This is a genomic window from Streptomyces sp. NPDC089919, assembly GCF_040684615.1.
Taxonomy (GTDB): Bacteria; Actinomycetota; Actinomycetes; order Streptomycetales; family Streptomycetaceae; genus Streptomyces.
Map to the genome: position 1 here is coordinate 121,618 of NZ_JBFBGK010000003.1, position 19,940 is coordinate 141,557.

Genomic DNA, 19,940 nt, shown 5'->3' on the forward strand with positions numbered 1-19,940 from the left:
GGGGCGATCAGGCGCCGGGCGTGTTCCCGAACAGCTCGCGCAGCACGTCCTCCATGGTCACCAGCCCCGCCAGGGTGCCGTCGGCGCCCTGGACCGCCGCCAGGTGGGTGCGGCTGCGCCGCATCGCGGTCAGCACGTCGTCGAGCGGGGTCTCCGCCCCGACCTGGGCGATGGTGCGCAGCGCGGCGAGCGGGAAGGCCTCCTCCCGCCGCGGGGCGTCCAGGGCGTCCTTGACGTGCAGGTAGCCGAGGATCCGGCGGCCGTCGTCGACCACGGGGAACCGCGAGTACCCGGAGTCGGCGGAAAGCCGTTCCAGCTCCTCGGGGGTGATCCCCTCGCGGGCGGTCACCACCCGGTCGACCGGCAGGGCCACGTCCGTCACCGGCCGCCGCCCCAGCTCCAGGGCGTCGTGCAGCCGCTCGCTGGCCCGGCCGTCCAGCAGCCCGGCGTCACTGGAGTCCTTGACCATCCGGGCCAGCTCGTCGTCCGAGAAGGTCGCGGAGACCTCGTCCTTCACGTCCACCCGCAGCAGCCGCAGCAGGGTGTTGGCGAAGGCGTTGATCGCGAAGATCACCGGCCGCAGCGCCCGGGTCAGGGTCACCAGCGGCGGCCCCAGGGCCAGGGCCGTGCGGACCGGCTCGGCCAGCGCGATGTTCTTCGGCAGCATCTCGCCGAAGAGCATGTGCAGGTAGGTGGCCGCGGCCAGGGCGATCGCGAAGGAGATCGCGTGCGTCAGGCCCTCCGGCACCCCGAAGAAGCCGAACACCGGCGACAGCAGGTGTTCGATCGCCGGCTCCGCGACCACGCCCAGTACCAGGGTGCACAGCGTGATGCCGAGCTGCGCCGCCGCCATCAGGGCGGAGACGTGTTCCAGGGCCCACAGGACGCTGCGGGCCCGCCGGTCGCCGCGCTCGGCGAAGGGCTCGATCTGGCTGCGCCGGACCGAGATCAGGGCGAATTCGGCGCCGACGAAGAAGGCGTTGACCACCAGCGTCAGGAAGCCGATCAGGAGCTGGACCGCGGTCATCGGGCCCCCTCCGCGTCAGGGCCGACGCTCTGGCCGGGGGTCCCGGCCGGCGGTACGTGCAACAGCACCCGCGCGGCGCGGCGCCCGGTGGCGTCCACCACGTCCACCTTCCAGCCGTCCAGCTCGAGGCTGTCGCCCACCGTGGGAATGCGACCCAGCGAGGTGGCTATGAGCCCGGCCAGCGTCTCGTAGGGCCCCTCCGGGACCCGCATCCCTATCCGGGCCAGCTGGTCGGTGCGGACCGCGCCGTCGGCCGAGTAGAGGGCCCGGCCGGTCGCGTCGGTGCCGGCGGAGGCCAGGTCGGGGGTCTCGTGCGGGTCGTGCTCGTCGCGCACCTCGCCGACGACCTCCTCGACGATGTCCTCCAGCGTGGCCACTCCGGCCGTGCCGCCGTACTCGTCGATCACCACGGCCATCGTCTGGCGGCCCGAGAGGCGGTCCAGCAGCCGGTCCACGGTCAGCGACTCGGGGACCAGCAGCGGCTCCCGGAGCAGCTGGGCCACCGGGTAGCGGTGCCGCTCCTCGGCCGGCAGGGCCAGCACGTCCTTGATGTGGACCGTGCCGACGACGGTGTCCAGGCTGCCGCGGTAGACCGGGAAGCGGGACAGGCCGGTGGCCTGGGTGGCGTTGGCCACGTCCTCGGCGGTGGTCTGCACGTCCAGGGCGGTGACCTGCACCCGGGGGGTCATGACGTTCTCCGCGGTGAGGTCGGCGAGGTTCAGGGTCCGCACGAAGAGCTCGGCGGTGTCCTTCTCCAGCGCGCCCTCCTTGGCGGAGTGCCGGGCCAGTGCCACCAGCTCCTGCGGGGTACGGGCGGAGGCCAGCTCCTCGGCCGGTTCCAGGCCGAACCGCCGCACCATGTGGTTGGCGGTGGTGTTGAGGTGGCCGATCAGCGGCTTGAAGGCCGTGCTGAAGGCCCGCTGCGGGGTGGCGACCCGGCGCGCGACGGCCAGCGGGGAGGAGATCGCCCAGTTCTTGGGGACCAGCTCGCCGACCACCATCAGGACCACCGTCGACAGGGCGGTGCCCAGGACCAGCGCGGTGGAGGAGGCAGCGGAGTCCGACAGCCCCACGGCCCGCAGCGGCCCGCGCAGCAGCGCGGCGATGGAGGGCTCGGAGAGCATGCCGATGACCAGGCCGGTGACGGTGATGCCGAGCTGGGCGCCGGAGAGCTGGAAGGTCAGGCTCCGGACCGCCTTCAGGGCGCTGGAGGCACCGCGGTCGCCGCGCTCGACGGCGTTTTCCAGTTCCGCGCGCTCGATCGTGGTCAGCGAGAACTCCGCCGCGACGAACGCCCCGCAGGCCAGGCAGAGCAGCAGCGCCACGATGAGCAGGAGCACTTCGGTCATCGGTTCACCTCCGTCCCATGATCGGCCAGGAGGAGGAGTCGTGCGCGATGTCGGGTACTGGGAGGCTCGCCCATGGGCGGACGCTCACACCTTTCGAAGTCGGAGGACGGTTCCCCCCATAGTAAAGGATCGGCAAAGCCACCGAGATCGTCCCAGCCCGCGAAAGCCGGTGGCCCGGTGCGCCAGGGCTGTGTGTCGCTCAGGGGCAACGTAGCTCGCGCAGGTACGGGTTTATGCGAAGACGCGCATAGTCGCGTTCGCGCATGGACGGCGGTAGGGGCTCCTTCGTACGGTCATGGTCATCAGGCTCGTGAGGGGTCTGTCACGGAGGGGGCTCCCCATGGCACGCGAGGAACTGACCAGGCTCACCGGCAACGGAAACGGCGAATGCGGGCAGGGCGACTGCCCGAACCTGTACCGGACCGCGTCCGGCTCGATCATCGTCCAGGGTGACGTATCCGACGCCTTCGCCCCGCCGACCGGTGAGGGGCTCGTAGAGATCCCCGAAGCAGTGCTCAGGGAGGCGTTCCGTGCTCTTGGATGGTGACGACTGGGCATCCAGGTTCCGCACCTTCCAGACGGAAGCGTGGCGGCTTGAGACCCTGCCCCAGTACCTCGTACCGCAGGAAGCGGACGAGTTCGCAGCCTTCAAGGCCGGGGCCCGCTTCCCCGGCCCGTACGAGGACTCGTGGACGGAGATGGTGCGGGTCCGCACCGTCGGGCGGGTCCACGTCCTCAGACGGCCGCTGAGCGACTACCTGCGGTTCGAGTTCGAGCGGTACTACCAGCACCAGGCGCCCGCCGGAGAAGACATCCGGATTCTCGACGTGACCGACCGGCCGAACCCGCTGCCGGACGTTCAAGACTTCTGGATGTTCGACCGCTCCGCGGTCGTGCTCATGCACTACCAGCCGGATGGGAAACAGATCAGCCGCGAACTGTACGAGGGCGACCCTGCCCCGTTCATCGAGTACCAGCGGACCGCCGTAGAGGCGTCCGTGCCGTTCCTGGAGTACATCACTAAGTGAGTGTCGAGCCTGAGGAGATAGGGCAGTCAGGCGAGGAGCTAGCGGCCCTGCTGAAAGCGGTACGCAAGCGGTCCGGGCTCCCAGGAGTCCGGGCCGCTGCCCGCTGCAACATGTCCCAGTCCAAGGTCAGCCGTATCGAGAACGGCAAGGTGCGCCCGTCCCTCGTGGACGTGGAGCAACTTCTGCGAGCCTGCGAGGCACCCCCAGCTCTGGTCACTCAGGTCATGACGTTGGCCCGACTGGCAAACACGGAGTGGCAGGGCGCCCGGGGTATGCGCCGAAAGGGCTTGGACAAGAAGCAACGTGAGCTGGCCGGCCTCGAAGCGTCATCGAATCAGTTCCGGGTCTTCCTGCTGTCGATGATCACAGGGCTTCTCTCGACGCCGGAGTACATCCGGGAGAGCCTCGCGCACATTCCCGGCGACCACTCCAAGACGATCGCCCGGAAGCTGGAACGGCAACAGGTCCTCTACGACCGCTCGAAGCGGTTCACGTTCGTCCTCACCGAGCAAGCCGTTCGCTGGCCCCTCGTAGGGCCCGCCGCACTCGCGGTGCAGATCGACCACCTGGCCTCGCTCACGCACCTGCCGAACGTGAGGCTCGGCGTCATCCCCATAACGGTGTCCACCGGCCCCGCCCCGCTGAACACCTTCACGGTCTACGACGACCGTATTGCAACCGTCGAGCTGTCGTCCGGGGTGATGGTCTTCCGCGACCCCCGGGACGTGATGAGCCACCTTGAGGAGCACGCCCACCTTGAGGACCGGGCGCTCTTCGGGGACGACGCCCGCACCTTCCTGCACGGGTGCTCAGCGGCTCTCAGGTGATCTTTAGTCCACAACGCGCATCATCCCCCTTCGCTGTTCAAGAGCGGTGAAGGATTCCCCCGGACCGAGACAGCGGCGCGGAGGGTGCGTGATGGCGGCAGCAACGACGGCACAGCAGCAGGCGGCAAACCTCTTCATGCCCCCTGGCCGGAGCCTCCCGCCAACTGCGCGAGGTGCCAGACCTGGGCCCAGGAACGGGCGGCCGCCCATGGGCCCCTCGCTGGCACGGTCGTGAGCGACCGGAACGTGTTGATCCGGCGCCATGCCGTGCGGGGGCACGCGTGAGCGGTGCCTGCACGAGTCGTGCGACTGGGAGGCCCAGCCGAGCGACCCTCGACGCCGCAGCGGCATGGGTCGCAACGGCCGCGCTCATCGTCTCCCCTGGCTGGGGCGGATAGCCCCTTTCAGACTCCCAACCCCGCCAGGGTGGGCAAGCAAGGCTCGACCCCCACACCATCCGACGACAAGAAGGAGACGCACGATGACCCCCAAGCACGGCGGTGGTACCGGAGGCGGTCAGGGCGGCAGCCAGCAGGACGACGGAAGCAGCGGCCGCGGACACGGCGGCGGCGGGACCGATACCGGCAGCGGTGGCAACTCCTCCGACGGCTCCGGCCCGAAGAAGTAGGGGCACATGACCGCGCGCGAAGAGGCGGCGGGCCCTACGGGGCTCGCCTCTGCGCTCGTTGCATCGGGCGCATTGCAGACTGATTGGCTGGGGGCGTTCCATGCGGTCCCGCGTGAGCTGTTCGTCCCTGAGCGCATCTGGCCCGGTATCCCGGACGGTACCGAGCAGGGCCGCGCCGTGGACTACGGAACCGATCCCGAAGCCTGGTACAGGGCCGTCTACTCGGACATCCCTCTCACTACTCAGTGGGACGACGGCGAGCACGACGGGGACGGCGTAGGGACTACCCCGAGTAGTTCCAACTCCAAGCCCGAAATGGTCTTCTCCATGCTCGGGGACCTTAACGCTCGGGACGGACACCGGACTCTCGAAATCGGGTCCGGTACCGGCTGGAACGCCGCTCTTCTGTGTCACCGCACGGGCTCCGAGAACGTCGTCACGATCGAGTTCGACCCCTCCGTAGCCAAGTCCGCATCCCGCAACTTGGAGGACGCGGGTTTCTTCCCCACGACCGTCGTGGGGGATGGCCGGCTCGGGTTCCCGGGACGCGCCCCGTACGACCGGATCATTGCCACATGCTCGATCGGTGATGTCCCCTACGCGTGGGTAGAGCAGACGGTCACGGGCGGGGTGATCGTCGCCCCCTGGGGGCCGGGTAACGGCGGTGAAGGTATCGCCCGGCTTGTCGTGACCGAGCCCGGTAGGGCGTCGGGGCACTTCACGCGCCCCAGCGCGTTCATGCGGCTCCGGCAGCAGCGTCCCGACCGAGCAACCCATGACGTGTACCTCCGGGGCGAGGAGTGGCCCGCAGACGGCATCCAGAGCCGTACCGCCCTCTCGCCGGAAGATATCGACGGGTGGGCTCCTCAGTTCGCCATCAATCTCCGCGCGCCCGGGATGTTCTGGTCAGTGGAGCGGGACGACGAGAACGAGGACGAAGACGCTTACGTGTTGTGGCTGTACGGCGACGACCGCCAGTCGTGGGCGTCCATCGACTACGAGTCCGGGGCAGGTGACTACCTCGTAGTGCAGTCCGGCCCCCGACGCCTCTGGGATGAGCGGGAGGCCGCTTACCGATGGTGGGTGGGGCAGGGTTCCCCCGACTTCACCCGCTTCGGTCTCACCGTGGGCCGTGACGGGCAGACGGCATGGCTGGACGACCCGTCCAACCCCGTGCGTGCCTGAGCAGCCCCTACTTGGCGTTCGCGTACGCCTTGAACCCGGCCATCATGCGGCCCTCGGACGTGTCCAGCTCGAAGTTCGGCTCATCGAGCAAGAGGACGCTCTTGCCCTTGTCCTTGAGCCAGATCGCGAACCCCCACCAGTGGAGGTCATCGCGGGTGATGCGGTCCTGCTCCGTGAAGAGCAGGGCATCCCACTCGGACAGGTACGGCTCACTGAACCACTTTTTGAGCGTGGGCCGTCGGTCGAGGTTGATCGCGCCGGGCACGGTGGCATCCTCAACGTCCCCGACCACTTCGAAGCTCTGCCTGTCCGCGAACCCGGACAGTCGGGCGTCCTGCTCCGCCGGCGCCGCCGAGGCTTCGGTGTCGCGGCTGATACGGCGAACCTTGACTACCCTCAGCCCCGGACAGGCGTCCTTGTACTTCATGCCCTGACCTGCCCGTCTCGCAGTGCGAAAGGCAGTGGCTGGACGTTGGGGCCCTGTGTTTGTCTCGGCTCCATGATCGAGACACGCAGTGCTACCGAGGCCGACGCCGCGAGCGTCCTGGCCTTCTGGAAGGAAGCCGCCGAAGGCACCTCCATCACAGACGACATTGCGGGGGTGACTCGGCTCATCGGACGTGATCCAGACGCTCTGATCCTTGCGGAGTCTGACGGGCTCCTCGTGGGGACTCTGATTGCAGGCTGGGACGGCTGGAGAGCATCGCTCTATCGGCTCGCTGTGCTTCCCTCCCATCGTCGGCAAGGCATCGCCAAGACGCTCCTCGAGAGGGCCGAACAGCGGTTCCTTGAGCTGGGCGGCCGGCGCGGGGATGCGATGGTGCTGGTCGAGAACGTGCAGGCGCAGGCTGCCTGGGCTGCGGCCGGGTATCACCAGGAGGACCACTGGCGGCGGTGGGTGAAGCCCTTCGACAGATGAGGCGGTCCGGCGGCGGCCCCCGGGGTCCGGCCGGGGGCCGCGGGTGGTCATTCGTGGGCGATCGCGGTGAGGACGTTCATCCGGGCGGCCCGCAGGGCCGGCAGGACGGCCGCCGCCAGGCCGACCACCACCGAGCCCAGCAGCACCTCCACCATCACCGGCCAGGGCACCGCCAGCGCGGTCATCTTCTCCAGCGCCAGCACCCGCTGCGCCGACAGGCCCCACACCAGGCCGAGCCCGAGCCCCAGCACCGCCCCGAACACCGCGATCACCACCGACTCGAGGTGGATCATCCGCCGCAGCTGGGCCCGGGACAGTCCGATGGCCCGCAGCAGCCCGATCTCCCGGGTCCGCTCCACCACCGACAGGGCCAGGGTGTTCACCACCCCCAGCACGGCGATGATGATCGCCAGCGCCAGCAGGCCGTACACCAGCATCAGCATCACCGAGATCTGCTGCCGGATCAGCTCCTTGTAGTCGGCCTGGTCGCGCACCTGCACCTGCGGGTACGGGAAGAGGGCCGCCTCCAGCCGCTTGCGCAGCAGCTCCGCGTCGACCCCGGCCGCGGCGTTGACGTACAGCGCGGCGTCCTGCCCGCCGGGGACGTACCGCTCCAGCGTCGCCAGCCCCATGAAGAGACCGCCCGCCATGCCCGGGCCGCGCGGCGCGTCCAGTTCCGTCAGTGCGGCGACCCGCAGCAGGGCCGTCCGACCGCCCGGGAAGAGCACGGGCACCGCGTCGCCCGGCCGCAGGCCGTGGTCCGCGGCGAACTCGGCGTCCATCCCGAGCGCGTCCGCCGCCATGACGTCGGGCGTACCGCCCCGGGCGTACGGGACGTGCGCCACCTCGTCCAGCCGCGGGTCGTACCCGGCGGCCGTGGATTCGACCCGCTTGCCGTCCGGCAGTCGCACCGCGACCGGGCTGAAGCGCTGCCGCACCACCAGCGCCGCGCCCGGCACACCCCGCACCGCCGCGGTGACCTCCGCCGGGAAGGGCATGAAGTTGGTGTTCTGGACGACGAAGTCGGCACCCAGCGTGCGGTCGATCTGCTGGTCGAAGGAGGCCGCCATCGACGAACTCGCCACCGACAGGCCGCCCACCAGCGCCAGCCCGACCATCAGGGCCGCGGCCGTGGCCCCGGTCCGCCGCGGATTGCGCAGGGCGTTGCGCTGGCTGAGCCGGCCGACCGAACCGAACACCCGCGGGAACGCCCCGCCCAGCACCCGGATCAGCGGCCGCACCAGCAGCGGCCCGGCGACCACCATCGCGACCAGGGTCAGCACGATGCCCACCCCGAGCAGCGGCGCCGCCCGCCCCGTCTCCTCGCTCGCCGCACAGCCCGCCAGCGCGGCCGCCCCGGCCAGCCCCACCAGCGCGCCCACCAGCCCCCGCACCCGCAACGGCTTGCCCACCCCGGCGACTTCGGCATCGGCCAGGGCGGCCATCGGGGAGACCGCCGCGGCCCGCCGGGCGGGCAGATAGGCCGCCACGAAGGTCACCACCAGCCCCACCAGATAGGCGGCGACCGGGGTGCCCGGGCCGACCACCATCTCCGAGGCGCTGAGGTTCATCCCGGCCAGCCCCAGCAGCGCGATCAGCCCGGCCGCCAGGCCGATGCCGGTGGCCAGCCCCAGGGTCGAGCCCACCAGCCCCAGGAGCAGCGCCTCGGCCAGCACCGACCGGCGCACCTGGCGGCGGTCCGCCCCCAGCGCCCGCAACAGCCCCAGCTCGCGGGTGCGCTGGGCGATCAGCATGGAGAAGGTGTTGACGATGAGGAACACCCCGACCAGCACGGCCACCCCGGCGAAGCCGAGCATGACGTACTTGATGACCTTGAGGAAGTCGCCCAGTTGCTCGGCGGCGTTCTTGGCCTGCTCGGCGGCCGTGCGCAGTTCGTACCCCGGCCCCAGGGCCGCCGCGACGCGGGCCTTGAGCACGTCGTCGGGGACGCCCGGCGCCGCGTCCACCGCCAGGGAGGAGGCCTGCCCGGCCGCCCCCAGCAGCTTGGTCTGGGCGGTCGGGGTGTCCAGGTAGAGCAGCGCCGCGCCGGGGTTGGTGGTGGTGAAGGTGACGATGCCGACCACCCGGACGCGGAACGATCCGGGCGGGGCGAGCACGGTCAGCGTGTGCCCGATCCGGACCTTCTTCCGCGCGGCGGTGTTCGCGTCGAGCAGCGCCTCCTCCGGGCCGTGCGGAGCCCGGCCGCGGGTCAGCTCCACCGGACTGTGCTCAGCGGCGTACCAGTTGGAGGCGATGGTCGGGGCGCCGGTGGTCGGCCCCACCGGGCGGTTGCGCGAGTCGACCACGGTGAGGTTGTGCACGGCCGCCTCGACGTGGACCGCGGCCACGCCCGGCACCCCCGCGATCCGGTCGGCGAGCGAGGCGGGGACGGTACGGACGGCCCCCGAGGGCATCCGCTCGCGCAGGTCGCCCGGCGGGCCGACCGTGACGTCCGCCGCCGTGGAGGCGAAGAGCCGGTCGAAGGTACGGGTGACCGTGTCGGAGAAGATCAGGCTGCCGGTGACGAAGGCGACCGACAGCAGGACCGCCAGGGCCGACAGGAGCAGCCGGCCCTTGTGGGCGAGGAAGCTGCGGAGCGTAGCCCGGAGCACGGTGGCCTCAACTCCCCTCTCCGGAGCCCTCGGAAGCCGCCGGTCCGGCCGGCCCCGTCGCCGCGGGCGCGGAGAAGCGGCGCATCCGCTCCAGCACCGCGGCGGCGGTCGGGGCCTCGATCCGGTCCACGATCCGGCCGTCCGCCAGGAACAGCACCAGGTCGGCGCAGGCCGCGGCGCTCGGGTCGTGGGTGACCATGACCACCGTCTGCCCCAGGGAGTCCACCGCCTCCCGCAGGAACGCCAGCACCTCCGCGCCGGCCCGGGAGTCGAGATTGCCGGTGGGCTCGTCGGCGAAGATCAGCTCGGGCCGGGAGGCGAGCGCCCGGGCACAGGCCACCCGCTGCTGCTGGCCGCCGGAGAGCTGGTTGGGCCGGTGCCGGAGCCGGTCGCGCAGGCCGAGCGTGTCGATCACCCGGTCCAGCCACTCCTGGTCGGGCCGGCGGCCCGCGATGTCCATGGGCAGGGTGATGTTCTCCGCGGCCGAGAGCGTCGGCAGGAGGTTGAACGACTGGAACATGAAGCCGATCCGGTCCCGGCGCAGCCGGGTCAGCTCCCGCTCGCGCAGTCCGGTGATCTCGGTGTCGCCGATCCAGACGCCGCCCGCCGAGACGGTGTCCAGGCCGGCGAGGCAGTGCATGAGCGTGGACTTCCCCGAGCCGGAGGGGCCCATCACCGCCGTGAAGCGGCCCCGGTCGATGTCCACGTCCACGGCGTCGAGCGCCAGCACGGTGGTCTCGCCCGTGCCGTACGCCTTGGTCAGTGCGCGGGCACGCGCTGCCGTGCCCCTGCCGGAATCCGCTGTCGTCACGGTGTCCCCCCGTCGGTGAGCAGGAGGCGAGCGTAGAACGGGGTACGACGGGGCGCATCCCCCGCGCGGGGGGTATGCCGCCGGCTCCCGACCCGGGTCAGACGTACGGGCGGCGCGCCGTGCCGAGCACGCAGTACGAGTCGGGGAAGGCGGGGCCGCGCTCCGGGATCCGCATGCCGCGCTGGGAGACCACGTCGAAGCCGGCCGCCTCGATGGCGGCGAGGGGGTCCCGGGCGGTGTGGCAGCCGCCGCAGAGGCGGGGCCAGACCGTACGGTCCAGCAGCCGTTGGAAGGCTGCCATGTTGGGGCCGGGGGCCAGGCCGTGCTCGAAGAACCGCAGCTCGGCGCCGGGGCGCAGGACGCGGTACATCTCGGAGAGGGCCCGGGGCAGGCTGCGGACCGAGCAGAGCACGAGGGAGGCGACGGCCCCGTCGAAGGCCTCGCTCTTGACGGGCAGCGCCTCGGCGACGCCGGGTACGACGTCCACGGGGACCTCGCAGCGGAGGGCTTCGCGGACGGCGAGACGGCGGAGGGTGGGCTCCGGCTCGATGGCGACGACCTCGGAGACGGCGCGGGGGTAGTGGGCGAAGTTCCGGCCGTTGCCGGCGCCGATCTCGATGACGCGGCCGGTGAGGCCGGTCAGGAGTTGGTCCCTGACCTTGGCCACGCCGGCGTGGGTGTCGGCGGTGGTGCTGAGGCCGGCGTACACGCGGGCGAAGAGGGGGTGGTGGACGGGGGGTCGTTGGCGTTTGCCGATGGGCATGGGGGGAGCCTCCTCTTGGGGTGCTGCCCCTAGTGTTCCCCGGGGTGGGGTGGGCATCCGTGGAGGCGGGGCCCTTGGGGTGGTGGGCTTGGTCTGGGCCGGGCCTTGCGTGGGCCTTGCGTGGTCCGTGCCGGTGCCTGTGCCTGTGCCTGTGGCCCTTGCCTGTGGCCCTTGCCCCTGCCTGGGCAGGTGGCCCTTGCCCCTGTCTCGGCCGGTGGCTCCTGGGTGGGCCATTGCCGTTGGCTTTGGCCCCTTTCCCTGGCCTGCGGTCCCTGGGCGGGTCGGGGCCTGGGCGTTGGTGCGGGCCTCGTTCGGGGCCGCTGCGCGGAGCTGGTCCCCTCCCCGCCCCTTCCCGAAACCGGGTGCTGCCGCCCCGGACCCCGCCCCCGGCGCTCCGCGCCGGGCTTTCGGGTGCTCCGCCCCCGGACCCCCGCGCCTCAAACGCCGGCGGGGCTGGGTTGGCTCCCGCTGCCGGCGAGGCTGGATAGGGGCCCCGCGCCTCGAACGCCGGCGGGGCTGGGTTGGCTCCCGCTGCCGGCGAGGCTGGATAGGGGCCCCGCGCCTCGAACGCCGGTGAGGCTGGGTTGGCTCCCGCTGCCGGCGGGGCTGGATAGGGGCCCCGGGCCTGCAACGCCGGTGAGGCTGGGTTGGGCCCCCGCCATCGGTGAGGCCGGGGTGGTGCGCCGGTGTCGTTACGCCGGCCAGGTTGCCAGGAAGGACTCTGCGGACCAGGTGCCGTGGAGGGTGGGGGAGAGCCAGGTGGGGGCGGTGGTGGGGAAGGACGCCAGGGTGGCGGCGTTGGTGGGGAGGGCGCCCAGGAGGGGGGTGCCTGAGACCTTCGGGAGGTCGGCGAGGTTGCAGCGCATGGCGAGGTCGGGGGCGGCCGGCCAGCTGCCGATGACCACGCCGGGGGAGCGCAGGCCGCGGGCGGCCAGGGCTTCGGCGGTCAGGGCGCAGGAGTTGAGCGTGCCGAGGCCGGCCGGGGCGACGATCAGCACCGGCGCGTCCAGGAGGCGGGCCGCGTCGGCCAGGGTGCGGCCCTCGTCGTCGAAGCGGACGAGCAGGCCGCCCGCGCCCTCGACCAGGACCAGGTCGTGGTCGGCGGCCAGCTTCTGCGCCGCCTCCGCGACCTGCGCGGGCGTGACGTACGGCAGTCCGGCCCGGCGGGCGGCGGTGTCCGGCGCCAGCGGCTCCGGGTAGCGGGCCAGTTCGGCCGTGGTCACCGGCCCGGCCAGCCGGGCCACCTCCGCGGCGTCCCCCGGCTCGCCGGGCGCCATGCCCGTCTGGGCCGGCTTCAGCACCGCCACCGACCGCCCGGCGGCCAGCGCCGCCGCGGCGATCGCGGCGGTCGCCACGGTCTTCCCGATCTCCGTGCCCGTACCGGACACGAACAACACGCTCATCTCTAGCCTTCCCGCGCCGCCGCGGTCACTCCGCGGCAGATCCGCGCGACGTCCTCGTCCGTGGAGACGTACGGCGGCATCGTGTACACCAGGTCCCGGAACGGCCGCAGCCAGACGCCCTCGCGGACCGCGGCCCGGGTGGCGGCCGCCATGTCGACCTCGTGGTCGAGCTGGACGACGCCGATCGCGCCCAGGACGCGTACGTCCTTGACCCCGGGGAGCTCCGCCGCGCCGGCCAGGCCCTCGCGCAGCCCCGCCCCGATCCGCTTGACCTCGCCCGGCCAGTCCTGGGCCAGCAGCAGGTCGATCGAGGCCAGCGCCACCGAGGCGGCCAGCGGGTTGCCCATGAAGGTCGGCCCGTGCGCCAGCACCGGTACGTCGCCCCGGGAGATCCCGTCCGCCACCCGGGAGGTGCACAGGGTCGCGGCCATCGACAGGTAGCCGCCGGTCATGGCCTTGCCCACGCACAGCACGTCGGGGGTGATCCCGGCGTGGTCCGCCGCGAACAGCGCCCCGGTGCGCCCGAAGCCGGTGGCGATCTCGTCGAGGACCAGCAGGACCTCGAACTCGTCGCACAGCTCGCGCAGCACCCGCAGGTAGCCGGGGGAGTGGAAGCGCATGCCGCCCGCCCCCTGCACCACCGGCTCCACGATGAAGGCCGCGACCTCGTGGGCGTGCGCGGCCAGCAGCTCGCGCAGGTGCGCCACGTAGGCCGGGTCGGGCTCGGCGTCGAAGCCGGACGGCGGCACGTCGGCGAAGACCTGGCGGTTGAGCACGCCCTGCCAGAGCTCGTGCATCCCGCCCTCGGGGTCGCAGACCGCCATCGGCTGCCAGGTGTCGCCGTGGTAGCCGCCGCGCCAGGTCATCAGCCGGGTCTTGCCGCTCCGGCCGACCGAGCGCCAGTACTGCAGGCACATCTTGACGGCGACCTCGACCGAGACCGAGCCCGAGTCGGACAGGAAGACGTGCTCCAGCCCCGGCGGGGTGATCTCCACCAGCCGGGCGGCCAGCCGGACGGCGGGCTCGTGGGTGAGCCCGCCGAACATCACATGGCTCATCCGCCCCAGCTGGCCGGTGACCGCGTCGTTGAGCACCGGGTGGTTGTACCCGTGCACCGCCGACCACCAGGAGGACATGCCGTCGACCAACTCGGTCTGCCCCTCGACCGGTTCGGCCAGGCGCAGCCGGACCCCGGACGCCGAGGAGACCACCAGCGGCTCCTGGCGTCCGGGCATCGGCCCGTACGGGTGCCACACGTGCTGGCGGTCCAGCGCCCGGAGTTCGGCCGCGGTCAGCTGATCAGGCATTCGGAGCGAGGTCCGTTCCGGCGCCGCGGCGGCGCACGGCCACCAGCTCGGGGCGCACCTCACCGGGGGCGGCCTGGGCCGGAGCCGGGTCCTGCGCGCCGGTCTCGGCGGCCTCGGCCACCGCCTCGGCCTCGGCGACCACCTCGGCGGCGGCCCGGTCGTCGGCCGTGTGGCCCGCGCACCCGCCGCAGCCCGAGCCGCAGCCGGCGTCGCCCTCGGAACCGCACACCGACGCGCCGGCGTGCGAGCCGCAGCCGCCGCCCGCGGCGACCTCGGAGCGGTGCCGGGGCAGCGTCGTCGTACCGGCGCCCTCCACCTCGAGGCCGGCGTCCGCGATCATGTCGAGGTCGGCCTGGCCGGCCTGGCCCTCACTGGTCAGGTAGTCGCCCAGGAAGATCGAGTTGGCCAGCTGGAGCGCGAGCGGCTGGAGGGTGCGCAGGTGCACCTCGCGGCCGCCGGCGAGCCGGACCTCGACGTCGGGGCAGACGAACCGCACCATCGCGAGGATGCGCAGCGCGCGCTGCGGGGTGAGGTGCCACTCCTTGGCGAGCGGGGTGCCCTCGAAGGGGATCAGGAAGTTGACCGGCACCGAGTCCGGGTCCAGCTCGCGCAGCGAGTAGACGACGTCGACCAGGTCCTCGTCGCTCTCGCCCATGCCCGCGATCAGGCCGGAGCAGGCGGACAGACCGGCGGCGTGCGCCTTCTGCACCGTGTCCACCCGGTCCTGGTACGTGTGGGTCTTGGTGATCTGTCCGTACGTGGCCTCGGACGTGTTCAGGTTGTGGTTGTACGCGTCGGCACCGGCCTCGCGCAGCCGCTCCGCCTGGCCGTCGGAGAGCAGGCCGAGGCAGGCGCAGACCTCGACGCCCTCGTTCTGCTCCTTGATCGCCTCGATGGTCTTGCCGACCCGCTCCACGTCCCGGTCCGTCGGACCGCGGCCGCTGGCCACCAGGCAGACGCGCTTGGCGCCGCCGGCCACGCCCGCCGCGGCGGCCTGCGAGGCCTCCTCCGGCTTGAGCCAGGTGTACTTCAGGATCTCGGCCTTGGAGCCGAGCCGCTGGGAGCAGTAGCCGCAGTCCTCGGGGCAGAGCCCGGACTTCAGGTTCACGAGGTAGTTGAGCTTCACTCGACGCCCGAACCACTTGCGCCGCACCTTGCCGGCCGCGGCCACCACATCGAGCAGTTCGTCGTCGGACGTCGCCAGCACGGCGAGCGCCTCTTCACGGGTCGGCAGCTCGCGCCGCAGCCCCTTCTCCACCAGGGTGTTCAGCAGGTCCATAGGCGAGATCCTGTCTCACAGTGCGGCCCTCGGCCAAGGAGGGAAGCTACAAGATGACTCGAAGGCGGTGTGGGCATCACCACACCAGTCCTCTCCGGACCGGCCGCTAGGGTCTGTGGACAGCCCACAAAACCCGAGGACCGAGCCGATGCCGCAGGACGTACCCCCGCACGAGCCCTCCGCGCCCCGGACCCGGGGCCCGCAGGAGGCGGCCGCAGCCGACGTGTTCGACTGGATCGACGAGGCGGCCGGGGTCCGGGAGCGGGCCGGCCTGGTGCGCACCCTGCGCCCGCGCCCTGCCGACTCGCCGCTGCTGGACCTCGCCAGCAACGACTACCTCGGCCTGGCCCGGCACCCCGAGACGGTCCGGGCGGCGGCCGATGCGGCCCGCCGCTGGGGGGCCGGGGCCACCGGCTCCCGGCTGGTGACCGGTACCACCGAACTGCACACCGAGCTGGAGCGGGCGCTCGCCGAGCACTGCGGCTTCGAGGCGGCGCTGGTGCTGTCCTCCGGCTACGCCGCCAACCTCGCCGCGGTCACCGCGCTCACCGACCGGGGCGCCCTGGTCGTCTCGGACGCCGGGAACCACGCCTCGATCGTGGACGGCTGCCGGCTCTCGCGCGCCGAGACCGCGGTGATCCCGCACTCCGACCCGGAGGCGGCCCGCAAGACCCTGGCCGCCCACGAGGGCGGCCGGCGGCTGCTGGTCACCGACTCGGTCTTCTCGGTCGACGGGGACGCGGCGCCGCTGGCCGGGTACGCGGCGGCCTGCCGGGCCGAGGGCGCGGCCCTGCTGGTGGACGACGCGCACGGCCTGGGCGTCCTGGGTGAGGGCGGCCGGGGCGCGCTGTACGCGGCGGGCCTGGCGGGTGACGGCGACGTGGTGGCGACCATGACGCTGTCCAAGTCGCTGGGCAGCCAGGGCGGGGCGGTGCTGGGCCCGGCGAAGGTCATCGAGCACCTGGTGAACGCGGCCCGCACCTTCATCTTCGACACCGGGCTGGCCCCGGCGGCCGTGGGCGCCGCGCTCGGCAGCCTGGAGCTGCTGCGCCGCGAGCCCGAGCGGGCCGGTCGGGCCCGTGCGGTGGCCACGGCGCTGTACGAGCGGCTGACCGCGGCGGGGCTGACGGCGGCCCGCCCGGACGCGGCGGTGGTCTCGGTCCGGGCGCCTTCGGCGGCGCAGGCGCTGGCCTGGGCGGCGGACTGCCGCGGGGCGGGGCTCTCGGTGGGCTGCTTCCGCCCGCCGTCGGTGCCGGACGGCATCTCCCGGCTCCGGCTGACCGCCCGCGCGGACCTCACCGAGGCCGAGATCGAGCGTGCGGTCGGCACGATCCTGCGGACCGCGCCGACCGCCGGCTGACGACGTCGGCCCGGACCCCGGGCGGTTCGCGCCGGGGGCCCGGGCCGTGCTCCGGAAGAGAGGGGGTCAGCTTCCGGAGCCGGGCCGGCCGGCCACCCGTACGTACGACAGGAAGCCCTGCCAGGCCGTGCCCGTGAACAGGAGCGCGGGTCCGTGGATCCGCTTCGAGTCCCGCACGGCCAGGAGTTCACCGCCGAGTTCGGCGGCTTCGACGCAGTTGTTCATGCCGGTGCTGCGGCTGCTGCGCCGCCAGGTCGCTCTGTTCAGAAGTCCGCTCGGGGGTAGGGGGGTTGCGGACATGGGGGTGTGCCTCCTTCTACGCACCGTCAGCGATGGCGCTGATGAGATCCGACGAGTCGTGGGGCGGGAGGGCGTGCGCCTGGATCGTGCGGAACGCGGCGCCGTACGCCTCGAGGTCTTCCTTCCGCTCCAAATAGAGGCTACTCGTCAAATGGTCGAGAACAACCACGTCCAGATCGGCAATGCTCGGAAATGAGAAGATAACGAAAGGCCCGGTGAGGCCGAGATGGCCTCCCACGCTGAACGGCAGTACCTGGAGCCGGACTTGGGGCAGCTCGGCGACGGCCACCAGGTGCCGCAGCTGCTCCCGCATCACCTCCGGGCCGCCGATCTGACGCCGTAGCACCGCCTCGTCGAGCACCGCGCTCAGCTCCAGCGGCGGGTCCGCCCGCAGCACCGCCTGCCGGGCCAGCCGGACGTCCACCAGCGCGTCCACCTTGGGCTCCGGCAGGCCGCCCAGCGCCGCCCGGGTCACCGCACGGGCGTAACCGGCCGTCTGGAGCAGTCCCGGCACCACCGAGAGCTCCACGGTCCGGGCCGCCCCCGCGCTCGCCTCCAGGCTGATGAAGTCCCGGTACTCCTGGGGCAGCAGCCCCCGGTACTCGTGCCACCACTGGCGGCCCTGCCCGCTGTCGCCCGCCGAGGCGGCCAGCGCCTCCAGGAGGGCGCGTTCGCGGGTGTCCCCGACGCCGTACGCGTCCAGGAGGAGCCGAACGTCCTCCGGTTTCACGCCACTGCGGCCCGTCTCGATGCGGCTGACTTTCGACTGGTGCCACCCGACCAGCCGGGCCGCCTCGCCGCTGGTGAGACCGGAGCGGTCGCGGAGCGTCCGCAGCTCCTCGCCCAGCTTGCGGCGGCGAACCGCGGGACCGTGCTGCATCGCCGGCCTCCTTCCACCGGCGTCGTGCCGGCCGTCGTGCCCAAATACGGTCTTCCGTAGCAGAGTTCACCGCTTCGAGCGACAGATATATGCATATCTTGGGGGATCGCCCGCATCGGTGCCCCGGAGAGTGGCAGTCTGGCGCGGAGCACAGATCCGGGACCGGCCGCGAGGTCATCCGCCACGAGTCGGAGTCCGGCCCCGGTGGGAAAGGGACAGTCCATGGCCGACCACCAGGAAGCCACCGTCACTCTGCCGAGCGATCCCGCTTCGGTGTCCGCGGCCCGCAGACACGTCGCGGACGTGCTGACCGAGTGGGGGCTGCCGCAGGACTCCCCGCAGGCCGACAGCGTCCGGCTGATCGTCTCCGAGCTGGCCACCAACGCCGTGCAGCACACCTTCGGGCAGTCCCCGACCTTCACGGTCGACCTGCGGCTGGAGCGCGACGAGCAGCTGCGGATCGGGGTGACCGACAGCCACCCGCGCTGGCCCCGGCGGCTGCCGGCCGCCGTACAGCAGGACAACGGCCGCGGGATGGTGATCATCCGGTGGCTGACCGCCGAGTCGGGCGGCCGGCTGTCGGTGTGCCCGACGGAGGACGGCGGCAAGACCGTGTGGATCGCGCTGCCCTGGACGGCGGCCGCCCCCGCGGCGGTCGTGGAGTCCGGCGGCTGAGGGGCGGCCGGCCGGCCCGCCGGCGCCGGCTCAGGTCAGGCCGCGCTCGACGGCGCTGCGCTCCACGCAGAACTCGTTCCCCTCGGGGTCGGTCATCACGACCCAGCCCAGTCCCTCGGAGGTGCGCCGGTCGTCGGCGATCCGGGCGCCGAGGGCGAGCAGCCGCGCCACTTCCTCGTCCCGGGTGCCGGTGGGCGGCTGGATGTCGAGGTGGACGCGGTTCTTGACGGTCTTCTCGTCCGGTACGCGGATGAAGAGGAGGCCGGGGACCCCGGGCTGACCCGGGTCGATCAGGACCTCGTCGTCGCCCTTCTCGGACGGGTCCAGGGCGTAGCCGGTGACGGCCGCCCAGAACTCGGCGGTCGCGTAGGGGTCGCGGGCGTCGAAGGTGATGTGCCGGACGGGGTTGAGGAAGGACACGTCTCTCCTTGGTCGACGGTCCCGGCGGGGAGCCGCCGGGACCGTCAACCTACCTGCGCATCACGCCAAACGGAGGGAAATCACCGCACCCGGCCGTACTTGACGCTGCCGGTCCAGATCCGCTCGAGACGGACCGTGGAGCCCGTCTTGGGGGAGTGCCAGACCTTGCCGCCCCCGGCGTAGATGCCCACGTGGTAGATGGAACCCCCCGAGTGGAAGAAGACCAGGTCGCCCGGCTGCCGGGAGCCCGCCGATATGTGCGAGGTGCGGTTGTACTGCTGCGCTGCGGTGCGCGGCAGCGATTTGCCCACGCGCTTGAAGGCGTACAGCGTGAGCCCCGAGCAGTCGAAGCGGTAGGGGCCCGACGCCCCGTACTGGTACGGGGATCCCTTCTTGGACGCGGCCACCGCGAGGGCCTTGGCCCCGGGGGTGGCCGCCGCCGCCTCGGTCTGGGCGCCGGGGGCGAGCATCGCGCCCCCCGCCAGGGCGAGGGTGAGGGCCGAGGTGAGGCCGGCCCGGGACAGCGCGGACGGGACGTTCTTGAGCGCAGACATGCGCAACCCTTCGTCAGCCGCCTGTGAAGGATGACCTGTCGGGTTCGGGCGGCGAAGTTCGCCCGGCCGCAGAACGCCCCCGTCCCGGGCGGGACGGGGGCGGCGTACGGCTTCACCCCAAGGGCCGGCGCCGGACCATGACGGTCCGCCGACCCGTACTGCTGGGTCCTCCACTCCTGCCGATGCACTCCTGTCGACCAGTCGTCCGGGTGAGGCGGCAGGACTCGGCGTCCGCCCGGACCGCCCCGCCGCGGCGGCGGGGGCTTGTCGTCGACAGGGATCCTGACGCAGAAATCGCCCGGGAACCGCATCGAATCGGCTATATGTGAGACTCCTCACGTATGCCGGAATTGGCTCCCGAGCCTCCGGTTCGCACCCTCCCGGAAGCCTGGACGCCCCCTCTGACCTGCGCGGTTGCGTTCTGCGGCGATCTGTCCGATGTCATGTCAAGGATGCGTAAGTGGAGTACTCCGTACGGGTGAGTCCGGTGAGGACGTGGATGCTTCGTCAGGTCACGTTCCGTACCCAGCCCGCCACGTTGCGAGTTGGGTGGGTGTGTGGGTAACCGCCGGTATACGGCGGCCCGTCGGTGGCCGGATCGGGGTCGAACCGC

21 protein-coding genes are annotated in these 19,940 nt (G+C 72.3%); 8 read left to right on the forward strand and 13 right to left on the reverse strand.

Features of this window, described 5'->3' with window-relative positions; genetic code table 11:
* Nucleotides 1-7: 7 nt before the first annotated feature.
* Entirely contained in the window at nt 8-1,027 is a 1,020-nt protein-coding gene (locus AB0O40_RS02490) for a hemolysin family protein (protein WP_365034798.1), read from the reverse strand.
* The gene (locus AB0O40_RS02495; RefSeq protein ID WP_365034799.1) at nt 1,024-2,376 is read right to left on the reverse strand and encodes a hemolysin family protein; all 1,353 of its coding nucleotides are present in this window, start codon (nt 2,374-2,376) and stop codon (nt 1,024-1,026) included. Before AB0O40_RS02495 ends, AB0O40_RS02490 begins: the two co-directional genes overlap by 4 nt.
* A 340-nt stretch (nt 2,377-2,716) precedes the next feature.
* On the opposite strand from AB0O40_RS02495, the gene AB0O40_RS02500 reads away from it, so the two are divergent.
* The 5 genes from AB0O40_RS02500 to AB0O40_RS02520 all read left to right on the forward strand — a co-directional run bounded on the left by AB0O40_RS02500 (nt 2,717) and on the right by AB0O40_RS02520 (nt 6,044).
* Nucleotides 2,717-2,923, forward strand: a complete 207-nt coding sequence (locus tag AB0O40_RS02500) for a hypothetical protein (RefSeq protein ID WP_365034801.1) — start codon at nt 2,717-2,719, stop codon at nt 2,921-2,923.
* Nucleotides 2,907-3,404 (forward strand): DUF6879 family protein, encoded by a 498-nt coding sequence (locus tag AB0O40_RS02505; RefSeq protein WP_365034803.1) that lies wholly within the window; start codon nt 2,907-2,909, stop codon nt 3,402-3,404. Before AB0O40_RS02500 ends, AB0O40_RS02505 begins: the two co-directional genes overlap by 17 nt.
* Complete coding sequence (locus tag AB0O40_RS02510) at nt 3,401-4,231, forward strand: helix-turn-helix transcriptional regulator (protein ID WP_365034805.1); 831 nt, start codon at nt 3,401-3,403, stop codon at nt 4,229-4,231. The genes AB0O40_RS02505 and AB0O40_RS02510 overlap by 4 nt, the downstream gene beginning before the upstream one ends.
* Before the next feature lie 481 nt (nt 4,232-4,712).
* Nucleotides 4,713-4,859 carry a hypothetical protein gene (locus tag AB0O40_RS02515; protein ID WP_365034807.1) on the forward strand — a complete coding sequence of 49 codons (147 nt, stop codon included), beginning with the start codon at nt 4,713-4,715 and terminating at the stop codon, nt 4,857-4,859.
* A 6-nt stretch (nt 4,860-4,865) separates the two neighbouring features.
* Nucleotides 4,866-6,044, forward strand: coding sequence for a methyltransferase domain-containing protein (locus AB0O40_RS02520; RefSeq protein WP_365034809.1), 1,179 nt, complete (start codon nt 4,866-4,868; stop codon nt 6,042-6,044).
* 7 nt (nt 6,045-6,051) lie between these two features.
* On the opposite strand, the gene AB0O40_RS02525 is transcribed toward AB0O40_RS02520, so the two are convergent.
* Nucleotides 6,052-6,471 (reverse strand): recombinase family protein, encoded by a 420-nt coding sequence (locus AB0O40_RS02525; protein ID WP_365034811.1) that lies wholly within the window; start codon nt 6,469-6,471, stop codon nt 6,052-6,054.
* A 72-nt stretch (nt 6,472-6,543) separates the two neighbouring features.
* On the opposite strand from AB0O40_RS02525, the gene AB0O40_RS02530 reads away from it, so the two are divergent.
* Nucleotides 6,544-6,963, forward strand: a complete 420-nt coding sequence (locus AB0O40_RS02530) for a GNAT family N-acetyltransferase (protein ID WP_365034813.1) — start codon at nt 6,544-6,546, stop codon at nt 6,961-6,963.
* A 47-nt stretch (nt 6,964-7,010) separates the two neighbouring features.
* On the opposite strand, the gene AB0O40_RS02535 is transcribed toward AB0O40_RS02530, so the two are convergent.
* The 6 genes from AB0O40_RS02535 to bioB all read right to left on the reverse strand — a co-directional run bounded on the left by AB0O40_RS02535 (nt 7,011) and on the right by bioB (nt 15,138).
* Entirely contained in the window at nt 7,011-9,575 is a 2,565-nt protein-coding gene (locus AB0O40_RS02535; protein WP_365034815.1) for an ABC transporter permease, read from the reverse strand.
* Nucleotides 9,576-9,582: 7 nt separating this feature from the next.
* Nucleotides 9,583-10,386 carry an ABC transporter ATP-binding protein gene (locus tag AB0O40_RS02540; RefSeq protein ID WP_365034817.1) on the reverse strand — a complete coding sequence of 268 codons (804 nt, stop codon included), beginning with the start codon at nt 10,384-10,386 and terminating at the stop codon, nt 9,583-9,585.
* Nucleotides 10,387-10,483: 97 nt separating this feature from the next.
* The gene (locus AB0O40_RS02545) at nt 10,484-11,149 is read right to left on the reverse strand and encodes a class I SAM-dependent methyltransferase (protein ID WP_365034819.1); all 666 of its coding nucleotides are present in this window, start codon (nt 11,147-11,149) and stop codon (nt 10,484-10,486) included.
* A 692-nt stretch (nt 11,150-11,841) separates the two neighbouring features.
* Nucleotides 11,842-12,552: a dethiobiotin synthase gene (gene bioD / locus AB0O40_RS02550; RefSeq protein ID WP_365034821.1), complete on the reverse strand. Its 711-nt coding sequence runs from the start codon at nt 12,550-12,552 to the stop codon at nt 11,842-11,844.
* Between the two features lie 2 nt (nt 12,553-12,554).
* The gene (locus AB0O40_RS02555; RefSeq protein WP_365034823.1) at nt 12,555-13,859 is read right to left on the reverse strand and encodes an adenosylmethionine--8-amino-7-oxononanoate transaminase; all 1,305 of its coding nucleotides are present in this window, start codon (nt 13,857-13,859) and stop codon (nt 12,555-12,557) included.
* The gene (gene bioB, locus AB0O40_RS02560) at nt 13,852-15,138 is read right to left on the reverse strand and encodes a biotin synthase BioB (protein ID WP_365034825.1); all 1,287 of its coding nucleotides are present in this window, start codon (nt 15,136-15,138) and stop codon (nt 13,852-13,854) included. The genes AB0O40_RS02555 and bioB overlap by 8 nt, the downstream gene beginning before the upstream one ends.
* Nucleotides 15,139-15,286: 148 nt before the next feature.
* Here bioB and AB0O40_RS02565 point away from each other — a divergent pair, with 148 nt between their 5' ends.
* A complete protein-coding gene (locus AB0O40_RS02565) occupies nt 15,287-16,498 on the forward strand; it encodes an 8-amino-7-oxononanoate synthase (protein WP_365034826.1) in 1,212 nt (403 codons plus the stop codon).
* Between the two features lie 66 nt (nt 16,499-16,564).
* Here AB0O40_RS02565 and AB0O40_RS02570 read toward each other — a convergent pair whose 3' ends face one another.
* Both AB0O40_RS02570 and AB0O40_RS02575 read right to left on the reverse strand, forming a co-directional pair.
* Entirely contained in the window at nt 16,565-16,798 is a 234-nt protein-coding gene (locus tag AB0O40_RS02570; RefSeq protein ID WP_365034828.1) for a DUF397 domain-containing protein, read from the reverse strand.
* Between the two features lie 16 nt (nt 16,799-16,814).
* Nucleotides 16,815-17,678 carry a helix-turn-helix transcriptional regulator gene (locus AB0O40_RS02575; protein ID WP_365034830.1) on the reverse strand — a complete coding sequence of 288 codons (864 nt, stop codon included), beginning with the start codon at nt 17,676-17,678 and terminating at the stop codon, nt 16,815-16,817.
* Between the two features lie 222 nt (nt 17,679-17,900).
* Between AB0O40_RS02575 and AB0O40_RS02580 the strand changes: the two genes are divergently transcribed.
* The gene (locus AB0O40_RS02580) at nt 17,901-18,353 is read left to right on the forward strand and encodes an ATP-binding protein (protein ID WP_365034831.1); all 453 of its coding nucleotides are present in this window, start codon (nt 17,901-17,903) and stop codon (nt 18,351-18,353) included.
* A gap of 30 nt (nt 18,354-18,383) precedes the next feature.
* Here AB0O40_RS02580 and AB0O40_RS02585 read toward each other — a convergent pair whose 3' ends face one another.
* Together AB0O40_RS02585 and AB0O40_RS02590 are read right to left on the reverse strand one after the other, a co-directional pair.
* Nucleotides 18,384-18,773, reverse strand: coding sequence for a VOC family protein (locus tag AB0O40_RS02585; RefSeq protein WP_365034833.1), 390 nt, complete (start codon nt 18,771-18,773; stop codon nt 18,384-18,386).
* Nucleotides 18,774-18,853: 80 nt separating this feature from the next.
* Entirely contained in the window at nt 18,854-19,327 is a 474-nt protein-coding gene (locus AB0O40_RS02590; RefSeq protein ID WP_365034835.1) for a C40 family peptidase, read from the reverse strand.
* Nucleotides 19,328-19,940 lie beyond the last annotated feature (613 nt).

What these genes read in the sequence shown, in the direction of transcription:
- AB0O40_RS02490 (WP_365034798.1), bottom strand. Translation starts at nt 1,027, where the DNA reads ATGACCGCGGTCCAGCTCCTGATCGGCTTCCTGACGCTGGTGGTCAAC.
- AB0O40_RS02530 (WP_365034813.1), top strand. Translation starts at nt 6,544, where the DNA reads ATGATCGAGACACGCAGTGCTACCGAGGCCGACGCCGCGAGCGTCCTG.
- AB0O40_RS02555 (WP_365034823.1), bottom strand. Translation starts at nt 13,859, where the DNA reads ATGCCTGATCAGCTGACCGCGGCCGAACTCCGGGCGCTGGACCGCCAG.
- AB0O40_RS02590 (WP_365034835.1), bottom strand. Translation starts at nt 19,327, where the DNA reads ATGTCTGCGCTCAAGAACGTCCCGTCCGCGCTGTCCCGGGCCGGCCTC.
- AB0O40_RS02515 (WP_365034807.1), top strand. Translation starts at nt 4,713, where the DNA reads ATGACCCCCAAGCACGGCGGTGGTACCGGAGGCGGTCAGGGCGGCAGC.
- AB0O40_RS02500 (WP_365034801.1), top strand. Translation starts at nt 2,717, where the DNA reads ATGGCACGCGAGGAACTGACCAGGCTCACCGGCAACGGAAACGGCGAA.
- AB0O40_RS02575 (WP_365034830.1), bottom strand. Translation starts at nt 17,678, where the DNA reads ATGCAGCACGGTCCCGCGGTTCGCCGCCGCAAGCTGGGCGAGGAGCTG.
- AB0O40_RS02495 (WP_365034799.1), bottom strand. Translation starts at nt 2,376, where the DNA reads ATGACCGAAGTGCTCCTGCTCATCGTGGCGCTGCTGCTCTGCCTGGCC.
- AB0O40_RS02570 (WP_365034828.1), bottom strand. Translation starts at nt 16,798, where the DNA reads ATGTCCGCAACCCCCCTACCCCCGAGCGGACTTCTGAACAGAGCGACC.
- AB0O40_RS02545 (WP_365034819.1), bottom strand. Translation starts at nt 11,149, where the DNA reads ATGCCCATCGGCAAACGCCAACGACCCCCCGTCCACCACCCCCTCTTC.
- AB0O40_RS02525 (WP_365034811.1), bottom strand. Translation starts at nt 6,471, where the DNA reads ATGAAGTACAAGGACGCCTGTCCGGGGCTGAGGGTAGTCAAGGTTCGC.
- AB0O40_RS02520 (WP_365034809.1), top strand. Translation starts at nt 4,866, where the DNA reads ATGACCGCGCGCGAAGAGGCGGCGGGCCCTACGGGGCTCGCCTCTGCG.
- AB0O40_RS02580 (WP_365034831.1), top strand. Translation starts at nt 17,901, where the DNA reads ATGGCCGACCACCAGGAAGCCACCGTCACTCTGCCGAGCGATCCCGCT.
- bioB (WP_365034825.1), bottom strand. Translation starts at nt 15,138, where the DNA reads ATGGACCTGCTGAACACCCTGGTGGAGAAGGGGCTGCGGCGCGAGCTG.
- bioD (WP_365034821.1), bottom strand. Translation starts at nt 12,552, where the DNA reads ATGAGCGTGTTGTTCGTGTCCGGTACGGGCACGGAGATCGGGAAGACC.
- AB0O40_RS02565 (WP_365034826.1), top strand. Translation starts at nt 15,287, where the DNA reads ATGCCGCAGGACGTACCCCCGCACGAGCCCTCCGCGCCCCGGACCCGG.